Raw genomic sequence first — 13,087 nt, 5'->3', positions numbered from 1 at the left:
TCAACTCCTCAAATTATGGAACATCCACTGCATATATACAATACACTCAGTAGAAAGAAAGAGCAGTTTATCCCACTGCATGAGTCCTTGGTGGGGCTTTATGTGTGTGGCCCTACAGTCTATGGGGATGCCCATTTGGGGCATGCACGACCGGCTATTACTTTTGATGTGCTGGTTCGTTATTTGCGGCACTTAGGTTATAAGGTTCGCTATGTGCGCAATATCACCGATGTGGGTCATTTGGAGCATGATGCAGACGAGGGAGAGGATAAGATAGCCAAGAAGGCACGACTGGAGCAGCTTGAGCCCATGGAGGTCGTACAATATTACCTCACACGCTACCACCGCACAATGGATAAACTCGGGGTGCTCCCTCCGAGTATAGAACCGATGGCCAGTGGGCATATCATCGAACAGATAGATCTGGTACAACGTATTCTGGATGCAGGATACGCTTACGAGAGCAAAGGCTCTGTGTACTTTGATGTAGCGAAATACAATGCCGACCACCACTACGGACGACTAAGTGGCCGAAACATAGAGGATATGCTTAGCAATACACGTAGTCTGGATGGGCAGGACGAAAAGAGACAACCGCTCGACTTTGCCCTTTGGAAAGCTGCTCAGCCACAGCATATCATGCGTTGGCCCAGCCCTTGGAGCGAAGGCTTCCCCGGTTGGCATTGCGAGTGTACGGCCATGGGCAAGAAGTATTTGGGAGAGGTATTCGACATACACGGGGGTGGTATGGACTTGGTATTCCCTCACCATGAGTGTGAAATTGCACAGGCAGTGGCCTCTCAAGGTAAGGATATGGTGCGCTATTGGATGCACAACAATATGATCACTATCAATGGGCAGAAGATGGGGAAGAGTCTCGGTAACTTTATCACACTCGACCAGTTCTTCACCGGAGATCATCCAGCCTTGGAACAGGCTTATAGTCCCATGACAGTGAGATTCTTCATTCTTGGGGCACATTACCGAGGTACAGTGGACTTTAGCAACTCAGCCCTCCAGGCTGCAGAAAAGGCTCTCGCTCGCCTCTGGGAAGCCGAAGCATTGCTCGACGGATTGAAACCTTCGGATGAGTCCTCTGTAGAGATCTCCGATTTGGCTAAGCAATGCGAAGAGGCTATGAACGATGACTTGAACAGCCCAAAAGTGATTGCTGCTTTATTCGATGCTTCTCGTGTTATTAACTCCGTACACAATGGGCAGGCCACAATTACGGCCGAGCAGCTCGACAGTCTGAGAACGACTTACCGTACCTATCTTTTCGACATACTGGGATTGGATAATCGTCTTCACGCTGCTGAGGACAGCAAGGCAGAAGCCTATGCCAAGGCGGTGGACTTGCTCCTCGATATCCGAGCCGAAGCTAAAATGCGCAAAGACTGGCCTACGAGCGACAAGATTCGGGATACACTGACACAGATAGGCTTTACAATCAAAGACACCAAAGAAGGTACAGAGTGGACACTCTAAATACGACTCAGATAGCTCCGAGACTATCGCTTGTTATACCGGTTTACAACCGTCCGCAAGAGATAGCCGACCTTTTGCAGAGTCTCACTTCCCAGACAGATTCGGATTTCGAAGTCATCATTGTGGAAGATGGCTCTACACTCCCCTGTAAAGCGGAGGTACAGAGCTATGAGGATTTGCTGTCTATACGTTATTTGGTAACCCCCAATGGGGGGCCTTCCAAGGCCCGGAATATCGGAGTGAAAGCGGCTGGTGGAGCCTACATAATTATTTTGGACTCCGATGTCGTTTTGCCCTCGGGCTATATTCGTTCTGTGAGAGCTGCCATACTGCGTACGGGAGCCGATGCTTTCGGAGGGCCGGATACAGCTGCCGAAGACTTCTCCGATATACAGAAGGCAATCAACTACTCCATGACAAGCTTTTTCACTACCGGAGGGATACGAGGGGGAAAGAAAAAGCTGGATCGCTTCTACCCTCGTAGTTTCAATCTTGGCTGCAGACGCTCGGTATTTACCAAGCTAAATGGTTTTTCTGAGGATATGCGCTTTGGCGAAGACATTGACTTTAGTCTCCGTTTGTTCGAGCAGGGATACAAGGTTTGCCTTTTCGATGAGGCCTCCGTTTATCACAAACGGAGGGTTGATTTCAAGAAGTTTTTCAAGCAGGTGTTCAACTCGGGAATGGCACGTATACATATAGAGGCTCGTCATTCGGGGTCGATGCGCTTGGTGCACCTTCTCCCATCTTTATTTTCGATTGGGCTTATTGTGTTGCTGATCTTGAGTTTCTTCTTCCCTTGGGTTTTGCTCCCATTGTTGCTTTATGTCTTGATGATCTTTGTAGACTCCCTGCTCAAGAACCACTCCCTGAGTGTTGCCTGTCTTTCTGTACCGGCTGCATTTGTGCAGTTGATCGGTTATGGCACAGGTCTTTTGAGAGCATGGTGGAGCAAAAACATTCAGAGGAAATCGGAGTTTACAGCCTTCGATAAGAGTTTCTACGACTGATAAATCGATCTTTTCTCTTTAGGAGATTAGTATTAACGTGAGTTCGATGTAAGAACAAATCGGACTGGTGTTAAAATGAGAGTTGTTCCATTTCTGAAAAAGATGACTTGCGAGTGACAGGGTTGGGTACCAACGATAGAAGCCCACATTTTTTGTCAAGAGGGAAAAAAGTCGGGATTATTTTGAGGGACTTCACGATTTTGAATAACATAAAAGGTCTCTCTATATCGAACTCACGCAGTATTAGAGTATTCTTATGGGGAAAGGGCTGTGTCAAAATTTCTATTTGACACAGCCCTTTTTACATTGTAATAGCCCCATAAAAGAATTGCCGTATCAACCGACAACTCTATGCTCGATACTTTTTACAATGCAATAGTCCTATGAAAGGATAGCCATATTCGAGAGTTATTATGGAAAGGCTGCTGTGGATTTTATGATATTCTTAAAAGAAATCCCTCAACCATGCCAGACAAGGAAGAGGGAGATTATTAGAGAGATGCAGGGAGAGAAAACTATTGTTCTATTGTCTGTTGTGCTTTGGTCAGCTCTTTCAGAGCATTGTGAGAGGCATCCTGATGGGCCTCTTTTTTATTGTGTCCGTATCCTACACCTACACGCAAGCCGTTTACAACAACGGCACAGACAAACTCTCCCCTGGATCGTCCCGGCTCTCGGAGCATCTTATATTCCAAGGAGAGGTGGTGTTTCTGTACCCATTCCAAAAGTTGGCTTTTGTAGTTTGTTGTTTCGTCTTCCAGTTCTCCTTCCAGTTCGTAAAATGCGTGCAGGAATTTCTCATGGACAAATGTCTCTGCTTGTTGATACCCTTTGTCGAGGAATATGGCTCCAATAAGGGCTTCCAAAGCGTTCCCGAGAGTATCCTGACTCATTTTGTTGATACTCATCTTGGCGTTGATCATCTGCCCAAGTCCCATTTCCTGAGCAATCTTGTTGTTCACAGCCCTTTTGACAAGCATTCCTCTGCGTTGGCTCAGCTCTCCTTCCTGCCATTGAGGGTATTTGCAGTAGAGGAAATGACTGATAGCTGTGGCCAAGACGGAGTCGCCGAGGAATTCCAATCGTTCATTGTTGATCTGCGTGCCATCAAGGGCTGTAAGGCTACAAGAGCTGTGCCTGAAAGCCAATGAATACAAATCCCAGTTGGCAGGATCAAAGCCCAAAACAGAGGGGAGAGCAACAAGAGATCCCCTTGAGCTGCGTTTGCGCCAAGGGGATCTAAGGAAGTCGATTATTGATCTTAACACGACCTAATTTGAGTAAGTATAGATCGGAAGAAAATCTCGAAAATTATTCCTCGTACTTCTTGAAAATCACACTTGCATTGTGACCTCCAAAACCGAAGGTGTTGGAGAGAGCCACCCGCACCGGCCTGTGTTGAGCCTGACCAAAGGTAAAGTTCAACTTATAGTCGATCTCCGGATCCTTGTCTTCGGGATCATGGTTGATCGTAGGCGGTACGACATCGTGGTAAACAGAAAGCAGAGTTACCATGGCTTCCATAGCTCCGGCAGCACCCAAGAGGTGTCCTGTCATGGATTTGGTAGAACTGATATTCAGATTATATGCATGATCTCCGAATACAGTCTTGATAGCCTTTGTTTCCGATATGTCTCCAACCGGAGTGGAAGTGCCATGTACATTGACATAGTCTACATCTTCCGGCCGAATGTTAGCATCCTCTATTGCATTCTGCATCACCAGACGTGCCCCCAATCCTTCCGGATGGCTGGCTGTGAGGTGGTAAGCATCGGCAGAAAGTCCCGTGCCAACGAACTCGGCGTATATACGGGCTCCTCTGGCCTTGGCATGCTCCAGCTCTTCGAGCACCATACAGCATCCTCCCTCTCCTATTACAAAGCCGTCACGGCTGGCACTAAAGGGGCGTGAAGCTGTCTCAGGAGACTCGTTGCGAGTAGAGAGGGCCATCATAGCGTTGAAACCTCCTACTCCGGCAGCGCAGATAGGTGCCTCTGCCCCACCTGCTACAATTACATCTGCCTTGCCCAAACGAATGAGCATACAAGCATCTATAAGAGCATTGGTAGAGGAAGCACAAGCCGAAGCTGTGGAATAGTTAGGCCCGTGGAAGCCATATTTAATGGATACCTGACCAGCTGCTATATCCGAGATCATCTTGGGGATGAAGAACGGATTGAATCGTGGGCCGGCCTCCGGGTCGTAATCCATCACCTCTGATTCGAAAGTGTGCAAACCTCCGATACCTGCAGCAATGATCACTCCGACGCGATTTTTGTCTACTTTCTCAAGATTCAAACCGGAGTCGCTCAGACACTCGTCCGAAGCTACCATGGCAAATTGCGCATAGCGGTCGAAACGGCGAGCCTCTTTGCGATCGAAATAGTCCAGTGCATTGAAGTCTTTTACTTCGCAGGCAAACTGGGTCTTGAACTTAGACGCATCGAAGAGAGTGATCGGGCCGGCACCGCTCTTACCGGCCACGAGGGCATCCCATGTAGCATGGGCTGTCTTGGCCAAGGGAGTAACGGCACCTACTCCTGTTACGACTACTCTTTTCAGTTCCATAAATCTAATTTGAGAATCAGTCGAGCTAATTACTTGTGGCTTTCGATGTATGCCACAGCGTCGGCTACAGTCTTGATTTCACGAGCGTCGTCATCGGGAATTTGCATATCGAATTCCTTTTCGAAGTTCATGATCAACTCTACTGTATCCAAAGAATCTGCACCAAGGTCGTTGGTAAAGCTGGCTTCCATTGTTACTTCAGAAGGTTCCAGATTCAACTTCTCAACGATGATGTCGCGTACTTTTGCTTCAATTTCAGACATAACTAATACTATTAATAGGTTAAACACTCATTACCTTTTCCCCAAATAAAATTATTCAGGCTTGTTTTTTCTCCGTATGAAGCTTCCCAAATCCACCCTGCAATGCGGTATGCAATGAGATTGATCCGGCAAAGCTTACGTACATTTGCAAGCAAAGAAACAACAATTTCCTCGAACAATCACCATTTGAGAGGAGGAAAAACGCTTTTTCTTGCACAAACCCAAGAAAGATGTGCATATAAAGAAGAATAAAATATTGATGATGAACATTGCTATTTTCGCCTCTGGGGAGGGAACCAATGCGGAACGGATTTGTAATTTTTTTGCAGTGTCGAAGACTGTCCGTATAGTGGGGATCGTGTGCAACAGAGCTCAGGCCGGTGTGTATGACCGTGCCAAAAGATTGGGAGTGGAGATTGTACATATAAGTCGAGAAAAGTTGTTGGAGGGCGGTCAGGCCCTCGATTTGCTGCACAAATGGAAGACCGATTTGATTGTTTTGGCAGGATATATGTGCCCCATTACAGCTCCCTATTTGGAGGCTTTCCCCAATAAGATCTTGAATATTCACCCGGCCCTACTCCCCAAATATGGAGGCAAAGGGATGTACGGTGAGCATGTACATCGGGCAGTGATAGCTGCCGGCGAGACTGTCAGTGGTATCAGTGTGCACTTGGTGGATGACCATTATGACCATGGACGAACGCTTTGTCAAGCCTCTTGCCCTGTCTTGTCCGGAGATACGGTTGAGTCTCTGGCTGCAAGGATACACCGACTCGAACACCGATATTATCCCATTTGCATCGAGCAATACATTGAGGAGTTGCAGCAAATGCAATGAGGAGACAATGAGGAACTGCAAAACACTGATGAATATGTCCGAAATAAAGACTTCTTGCCATGAGGCACGACAGGTTTTCCTCGGATTTCTCTCTTCCTTGCAAAGTTTGAACAAAGAGCGTCTGCAGGCTTGGGGCAATCGACACAAAGCAGAGCTTCTATTTTTTGCAATTGTATGGCTGGGTTACCTCTCTCTTGCTCTGCTTGCATACCAGTTGCAATTACCCACTGTCTTGGAGGATCTGGAGAAGGATGATTTTCTTCCCGGAGCAATGCTCGGATACGACAACTTCTATTTCTTTTTCCGGAAAGGAGGGGTGCAAGATTTTGTTCACCCCTTTGTAGGACCATGGCATTGGCTCTTCGGTATTGTTGGCCTTGCTATTGTTCCGGTTCGGCTGAACTTTCTTTTCCAGATATCTCTCATGGCTACACTTGTAGCAGCTGGTGTTGCACTGCTTTTCGCCTATGCCTACCGGCTCAAAAAACTACCTCTTGTCAGCTCTATTGCTGTTGCAGCTGTCACCGGTACGAGCTTTACGGCTTTGGGACTGAGTTTTACCTGCGAATATTACCCATTCAGTTTCTTTGTTCTTATCCTGTCTCTCTACCTGCTTGAGCGAGATAGACAGCTGTATGGCTACTACCGATTACGTACTGTTTGGGCTTCGTCTTTTATTGCCGGAGGGATCACTCTGAGCAATGTAGCCAAACCCACCTTGGCCCTTCTGATACAGAAGCCGTATAAGCGAGGTTTTAAGCGAGCTTGTGTCTTGGCTCTCTGTTTCACTCTATTGTTTTTGTTGTCTATTGTGTTCTTTCAGTTGGCCTATTGGATGCGGCATGGAGAAATGCAGTGGATAGACTTGAGGAATGTCAGCTCTTGGATGCTTCCTTCTTCCCAATCTCACATTGAGGCTTTCTTGGCTCATCCGTTGTTCATCTCCGATTTGAGTCTGCAGGATTTTAATGGAGAGATTACCTGGAGACCGGATCCCTATTGCTCTGAAAACTACTTGTTCGTGCTGGGGCCACTCTTGGCCGTTTGCCTACTGGGTATTTGGCGAGGGCGAAGAGAGAAGGCTCTCCATCTTATCCTCTGCTATATAGCTGTCGATTTGACTATCCACCTTCTCCTCAACTACGGCATGAGAGAAGCTATTATATATGGTGGACATTGGGTTTTTGTCCCGGCATTGTTGGCTGCCTATGCTTACCCTCGGAAGGCACAAAACCGGATGCGATATGTACTGGATTGTGTTCTGCTATTCGTAGCGATGGCGATGCTGTGGCATAATATGGATGTACTCTTCGATACGGTGCTTAATTCGGCTCTTCTCCCGTATTCGTGAGGCTGCTATCTTGACTTGTTCCTCTTTTTAGATTTGCGAAATAATACTCAACGAGGGGGTGTCTCGTCCTTTGTGCTTTACTTCCGGGTTCTATGATCTTGAGGAGAACTGCTGTATAACAAGGCACTCATTGCATTATTATCGACACTTAGGGACAAGTATACTTCTATACCCTCATAGCCTCAATGCCTTGCAATTACCACATTCTGCAAGGTGAGCGAAATGGCAATTGATTGCCATCTCTTAGCTTGTGCAAAGAAGTCCTGAGTCTGTTGTACGGCTTTAAGATGATGTTTTTTGTAAAATGGCAACTAAGCCTCGAACAAGAAAAATCGAAGAAATGGGTCTCAAATATCCGACCTAATACCTTCTTTGGGGAGCCTCCCGAAATCGCTTCCCAAAATGCCCTATTCATCGGCATTCTGAGAGGGTCAAAATTCTCACAGGAGAGAATTTTTGCTAACACAGGAGAGAATAAAATTTTTCTCAGGAGAGAATTTTCGTTCTCTCCCGTGTCACGAAAAAATAGAACCTGTGGAGGTCGGAAAGGAGAGAAAAACGAGGCAATAGAGATCTCATTTCAGGCGGAAAAAAGATAGCAAAAGAGAAACGGAAAAACACAAAGAGAAATAAATCTATACATTTTGCGAAGGCGGTATCTCACAAAAGAAACTACATAGTGTGACGTGTACTGAAAAAGTTGACAGTCGGAGAGATTGAACACATATGTAATGTTCATAGAGCTTGCCTGTACATGTATCTATATCTGTATTTTGTACGAGGCAACTTGGCCATTGAAGAAGTAGATATTGAGGATATAGCCACCCGGTGTCAAAGATGAAACATCCAGTGTTCCGCTCTGGCTTTCATGAAAGTTTCTCAAGACAATTTGCCCCGAGAGATCGGAGAGCTCAACACGATTGATCGATTTATTTGCGACCGTCTCGTAGCGGAGTTGCCTACCTGAGCTATCCATATAAACTTTCAGCTCGGACTTTTGTGTATCAATTTTTTCTATGGGATTGCTTCCGGTCAAAGGGACTGAGATCAACCCCTTTCTCTCGGAGTGAAGGATGAGACGATCTTTGTAGCACAATATATCCAACAATTTCCCCAGCTCGGCATCTGCGGTGAAGAACAACTGACAAGTCTTCCCTGCATCTGTCGATACGTATATTTCATACTTATCCGAGGATGTGGCTAATAAGAATAAGGTACTGGGGGATGAGTAATCAATGCAGGTAGAGAGAAGAATCATGGAGCCACCCTCAAGTATTTTCTCTGTCCATGTGTTGCCTCCATCTTCACTTTTCACAAGAATATTATTGATCCCAGAAAAAGCGAAAAGACTTCTTGGATTGGAGGGGTGATAGATGATATTCTCCAGATTGCTATCGGTCTTCTTCAACTCATAATTTTTCACGGAAAAGTCGTCTAAATTGATAGTCGATATAAATCCTACATAGCTTGCAGATACCCCATAGAGAAGGAGTTGTTTAGGATTAGAGGGGACAAGCAGAGCTCCAGAAAGAGTCGACAGGTCGGAATGCGCCTCCTCTATGCTAACTTTTGGTGTCCATGTTTTTCCAAAATCGGATGAGGAAACGAGAAATATATCATCCCAATCGTCTATGAGTAGGAGAAGTTCTTTTTCGTTTTGAGGGTTTTGCATTAAGAAATATTGCCTCGGGGCTTTAGGAAGATCCAATCGTGAGGTTATCTCCCCTGTTATATCCTTAAAGGTCTTCCCCTTATTCGGAGAGTAAAGTAAGGAGATAGGACAGTCCGTTGGCGAGCCTTCCACTCCATTAAAAGCAAGAGCAAACGCTTCCTCTTCATGGATTACAGAGTTCAGAATACTAGACCCGGAGAAAGTCGGTCCTTGCCAAGGCGCATTGGTTGCAAGGTCTTTGCTGTAAATACCATCCTTGGAAAAGAAATAGAGTTGATCGCCAATGAGTTTGAGTGATTGATACGAGATTTGGGGGGGTCTTTCTTTCTCAAGATCCAGCGAAACCCACTGTGCTCGGCCTATTGGGCAAGAGAACCCAAGTAACACGAGAAACGTTACGGAGAAACGGATTATTCTTTTCATACTGACCACATGATTAATATTGAAAGAGAATTGGGGTGTTGCGGATTGTTTGAAGTGCTTTTCCCGTAATACTCTTTTTAAGTTTATTACTATAGGACACAACCCTCCGCGGATGCGGAGCTGCATCAGACCTCCATGGCACCTACAGAAACCCCACAAACTAATGTAGAGGATTTCATGTCCTATGAAAATTATTTTCTTTCTGTGCGGCCAAGATAATGTATTCTTGAGTATTTGACAAAAAGAGTAGTCTATGGTGAATGTGTATTAGCCCTGCTGGATCCCAAGACGAGCAGAATCTGTCAATTTTTTTATTATCCCTCTCTTTTCCCCTCTCCAACTGTCAACTTTCTCAGTACACATCACATTTTCTTTGAAGTCCATATTCCGGGGGGGGTAAAATAAAACAAGGCTGTGCCGAAATGGAATTTCAGTACAGCCTCATTTGTGTTTGCCTTTTTTCTTAGGAGATTATTTTGCTCTTTTCCCTAAGATCCGGTGTATCCACCTTACAGACATAAGACTTGCAACAGATGCTCTTCTATCGTCTGTCAAGAAAAAGCTTGAAACTTACAGCCTTGTGGCCAGTCTTGACACGCAGGACATGCAAGCCTTTTGGCAGGCTGTTTGTAGCCACACGGCAGCTATTAGCCTTTACCTGACGGGAGTACACTTTTTGGCCATCCGTCGAGAAGATATCTATCTGCTCTATCATTTCTTCACTATCTATGTGATAGCCGTCTGCCGTAGCTGTAAGCTGTATAGTGGGGTTTGGCAGATGAGCATTGTCGAGTGGATAGCTATCCTTTCCTCGCAGGGTAGGGTATCCCTCATTCAGGCTCGGAGATATCATCCATACTTGAGAGAAATCCCAACCTTCATAGGTATTTTGTTTCTTCATCTCTTCCGACGTCTTTCCATCGCATTGGATATCCTCGTGATAGAAACCTCCCACAGCTTCTTGCATATTCGAGGTTTCTGTATTCCAATAGCATTTGGAGACAACTCCTGTAGACTTGACTCCGATGAAAGCCCCTCCGAAGCTGGGATTCTCGGCCTTTACTTCGCCAGTGGAGTAGCAGCGGGTAACCCGGCTATCGCTATATGAGCTTGAGCCAAGCAAGCCCCCTACATTGCGCTCTCCCTGCACTTTGGCACGAGCATAGCAGTCCTCGATGATCGAAGTGTCATTCTCTCCGATCAAACCGCCTACATAGGTCTGCCCCTTAATCCAACCCCCGATGACATAGCTCCTGCGGACTTCAGCACGCGAAGCGACTCCCAGCAAGCCTCCCACTTTTTCATCGCCTGTCATTTCTACATTGGCCATACAGTAGGATATTTTGCCTCGTATATATCCGGCAATACCTCCTATTACGCGAGCCAAAGCATCTTCCGGAGTCCCTTCGGGGACTTTCCCTACTATCTTTCCCTCCATCGTACAGCCAGAGATTTCTCCTTCGTTGTTCCAGGAAGTGATACCACCGAGATAATCCCGACCATATACTTCTCCTTTCACGATGCAATCTTCTATCAATCCTCCATCTTGATAGCCCGCCAACAGACCGACATAGAAGTCTTTTCCCTGAGAACGACTGTCTATCACCTGGCAGTTGACAATATGGCTATTGTGTACATAAGCCGTGAGACAACCCACATTTTCCTGACCTATTATTTCGGCTTTTTCGATAATCAGGTTACGAACTTCTCCGCTATTGATATAGCCGAAAAGACCTTGGTAGGGATATTTCGGACGGTTAATCTTCAGATTCACTATCCTGTATCCTTGACCATCATAGTGCCCCCGGAAGCCAAACTTTTTGGGAATGCCACCGATGGAATAGAAACCTCCTATAGGCATCCAGCCCTCTCCGTTTTCCCACTTTTGTGTTTCACTGAAGTCAAGGTCTTTTGTCTGCACGAAGTGTACATCGGCCAGATCGTTGGTTGTATTGACTTGTTGCGCCATCCAGACCAGCTGATATATGTGATCGATCTGATAAGGATCTTCAGCTGAGCCACTGCCTCTCTCCGGTTTTGCGGCCAAGTGGTAGGGATATTCTTCTTGCTCTGCTCCTTCTTGAGCTTTGGAGACAATAGGCAGAAGGAGCATGGGCAATGCAAACCAAAGCAAGATCTTGCTTGCTACTGAGTGTAGATGCATATTCATGGGCTACTCTTATTTGATCATGAGTTTGCCTACACAACGTCCTTGTGCCAACAGGTAGGTACCTTCTGGCAGGTTTGATGCTGATATCTCTGCGCTACCGGCTTGAGGATACACCGTTGCAATACTTTTGCCGCTTATGTCCAGCAGCTCTATGCTTTGTTCAGAAGAAGTGCGGACAACAATTTTCCGGCTTGCTGCCAGATAGCTGTATTCGAATTGAGTCTGCCGGGCTATGTTTTCAGTAGAGGTGTATTCAGCCATCGGCACGACTTTCACATTCAGATCTTCATCGGCAGGCCAAGAGAGGGAGTTGTCTATATAATATTCACCCTTTCTGTCTACATACTCTCGGCCGTTTATTTCCCAATGATGCAGGCTCACTTTTCCACTGGGGTTGTCTGGAGGTGCTACTTGGAAGAGGATGGGGTCGCCGGGTGTCACCTTGGCACCTGTGCCGATCTCGGGACCTCCTGTCTCTCCTTGGTTGAAGCAGGAGAGTACGGCTGTGAGAGGCTGTGTGAAAGTGACTGTGCGAGTTTCTCCGTCTTTGTAGAAACGGGTGTGTAGGTAAAAGTCCTCGGGAACGTTTTGCTTGTAAAACTGGTCAGGACGGCTCGGAAAACGCAGTCCTTCACCGAAAGACCAGCAAAGGATATTATATCCTTCCTTTGTTTTGGGATCGAAATAGGCTCCTCGATTTTCTGGTAGCATGTAGGTCTTACCGTCTTTTTCCGGGGCAATCGCTCGGCCGAACTCTCCTTGCTCTTCTACATTCACCTCTTTGCCATCCGAACCTTCTTCCTCGGTAGTGAAGACGACAGGGATCAATCGGCATATATCAGCCTCTATCTCGATTGAGTTCTCTACTCTCTCTATCTCTATTGATGTGTTGCTATAGGACTCTGGGAACTCTTCTTTCCTTTCGTTGCCTTTGTTCGCTTTCTTCCACACAAAGACTACATATCCCTTGCGGGGGGCAACCTCGAAGCGTAGGTTGGATCCCTTGACAGCATGGTAAGTATATTGATCTGCATCGGGCTTCAGCTCACCGGTGGGGCCACTCGGAGCAGACAATACGACTACTTTGCGCACATCGTCACTGTGCATTCCTTTGCCAAAAACAATGGAGATCGTCTCCGTTTGAGCTAAGGCCGAGTTGCCAAAGCCGATCATTGCAAGCAGGGTGAACAACCCCCAGTAATACTTTCTCATACTCGTATAAACCTGTTTTAGAGATTAGAACATAATGGCCCCGGAGAGTCTTGGTATCCGTTGCTCCGGCAGGCCGGTCTCTGTCTCCG

The 13,087-nt window shown here is 46.4% G+C and carries 10 protein-coding genes; 4 read left to right on the top strand and 6 right to left on the bottom strand.

From position 1 onward, the window contains the following. Positions 1-15 precede the first annotated feature (15 nt). Both cysS and B5D48_RS04920 read left to right on the top strand, forming a co-directional pair. Positions 16-1,488 carry a cysteine--tRNA ligase gene (cysS, locus tag B5D48_RS04925; RefSeq protein ID WP_023938112.1) on the top strand — a complete coding sequence of 491 codons (1,473 nt, stop codon included), beginning with the start codon at positions 16-18 and terminating at the stop codon, positions 1,486-1,488. Continuing rightward, a complete protein-coding gene (locus B5D48_RS04920; RefSeq protein ID WP_023940645.1) occupies positions 1,476-2,498 on the top strand; it encodes a glycosyltransferase in 1,023 nt (340 codons plus the stop codon). The genes cysS and B5D48_RS04920 overlap by 13 nt, the downstream gene beginning before the upstream one ends. 515 nt (positions 2,499-3,013) lie before the next feature. Here B5D48_RS04920 and rnc read toward each other — a convergent pair. Genes rnc through B5D48_RS04905 form a run of 3 tightly spaced genes read right to left on the bottom strand, consistent with a single transcriptional unit; the run spans position 3,014 to position 5,329 of the window. Further along, positions 3,014-3,766 (bottom strand): ribonuclease III, encoded by a 753-nt coding sequence (gene rnc, locus B5D48_RS04915; RefSeq protein WP_023940648.1) that lies wholly within the window; start codon positions 3,764-3,766, stop codon positions 3,014-3,016. Positions 3,767-3,809: 43 nt separating this feature from the next. Continuing rightward, a complete protein-coding gene (gene fabF / locus B5D48_RS04910) occupies positions 3,810-5,066 on the bottom strand; it encodes a beta-ketoacyl-ACP synthase II (RefSeq protein WP_023939023.1) in 1,257 nt (418 codons plus the stop codon). A gap of 29 nt (positions 5,067-5,095) precedes the next feature. Beyond that, entirely contained in the window at positions 5,096-5,329 is a 234-nt protein-coding gene (locus B5D48_RS04905; protein ID WP_023939024.1) for an acyl carrier protein, read from the bottom strand. A 259-nt stretch (positions 5,330-5,588) separates the two neighbouring features. Between B5D48_RS04905 and purN the strand changes: the two genes are divergently transcribed. Next, positions 5,589-6,170 (top strand): phosphoribosylglycinamide formyltransferase, encoded by a 582-nt coding sequence (gene purN / locus B5D48_RS04900; protein WP_036888285.1) that lies wholly within the window; start codon positions 5,589-5,591, stop codon positions 6,168-6,170. Between the two features lie 34 nt (positions 6,171-6,204). After that, on the top strand, positions 6,205-7,521 hold the full coding sequence (locus B5D48_RS04895) for a DUF6080 domain-containing protein (RefSeq protein ID WP_143742809.1): 1,317 nt from the start codon (positions 6,205-6,207) through the stop codon (positions 7,519-7,521). 760 nt (positions 7,522-8,281) lie between these two features. Here B5D48_RS04895 and B5D48_RS04885 read toward each other — a convergent pair. The 3 genes from B5D48_RS04885 to B5D48_RS04875 form a co-directional block, all read right to left on the bottom strand. Further along, a complete protein-coding gene (locus tag B5D48_RS04885) occupies positions 8,282-9,616 on the bottom strand; it encodes a T9SS type A sorting domain-containing protein (RefSeq protein ID WP_023938616.1) in 1,335 nt (444 codons plus the stop codon). Between the two features lie 541 nt (positions 9,617-10,157). Further along, a complete protein-coding gene (locus tag B5D48_RS04880; protein WP_023938612.1) occupies positions 10,158-11,786 on the bottom strand; it encodes a GLUG motif-containing protein in 1,629 nt (542 codons plus the stop codon). Positions 11,787-11,795: 9 nt separating this feature from the next. Then, a complete protein-coding gene (locus tag B5D48_RS04875; protein WP_023938611.1) occupies positions 11,796-12,998 on the bottom strand; it encodes a hypothetical protein in 1,203 nt (400 codons plus the stop codon). Positions 12,999-13,087 lie beyond the last annotated feature (89 nt).

It is taken from the genome of Porphyromonas crevioricanis, from assembly GCF_900167225.1.
Taxonomy (GTDB): domain Bacteria; phylum Bacteroidota; class Bacteroidia; order Bacteroidales; family Porphyromonadaceae; genus Porphyromonas; species Porphyromonas crevioricanis.
The sequence above is the reverse complement of the archived record's forward strand: the minus strand, read 5'-3'. Positions and strand labels throughout refer to the sequence as shown.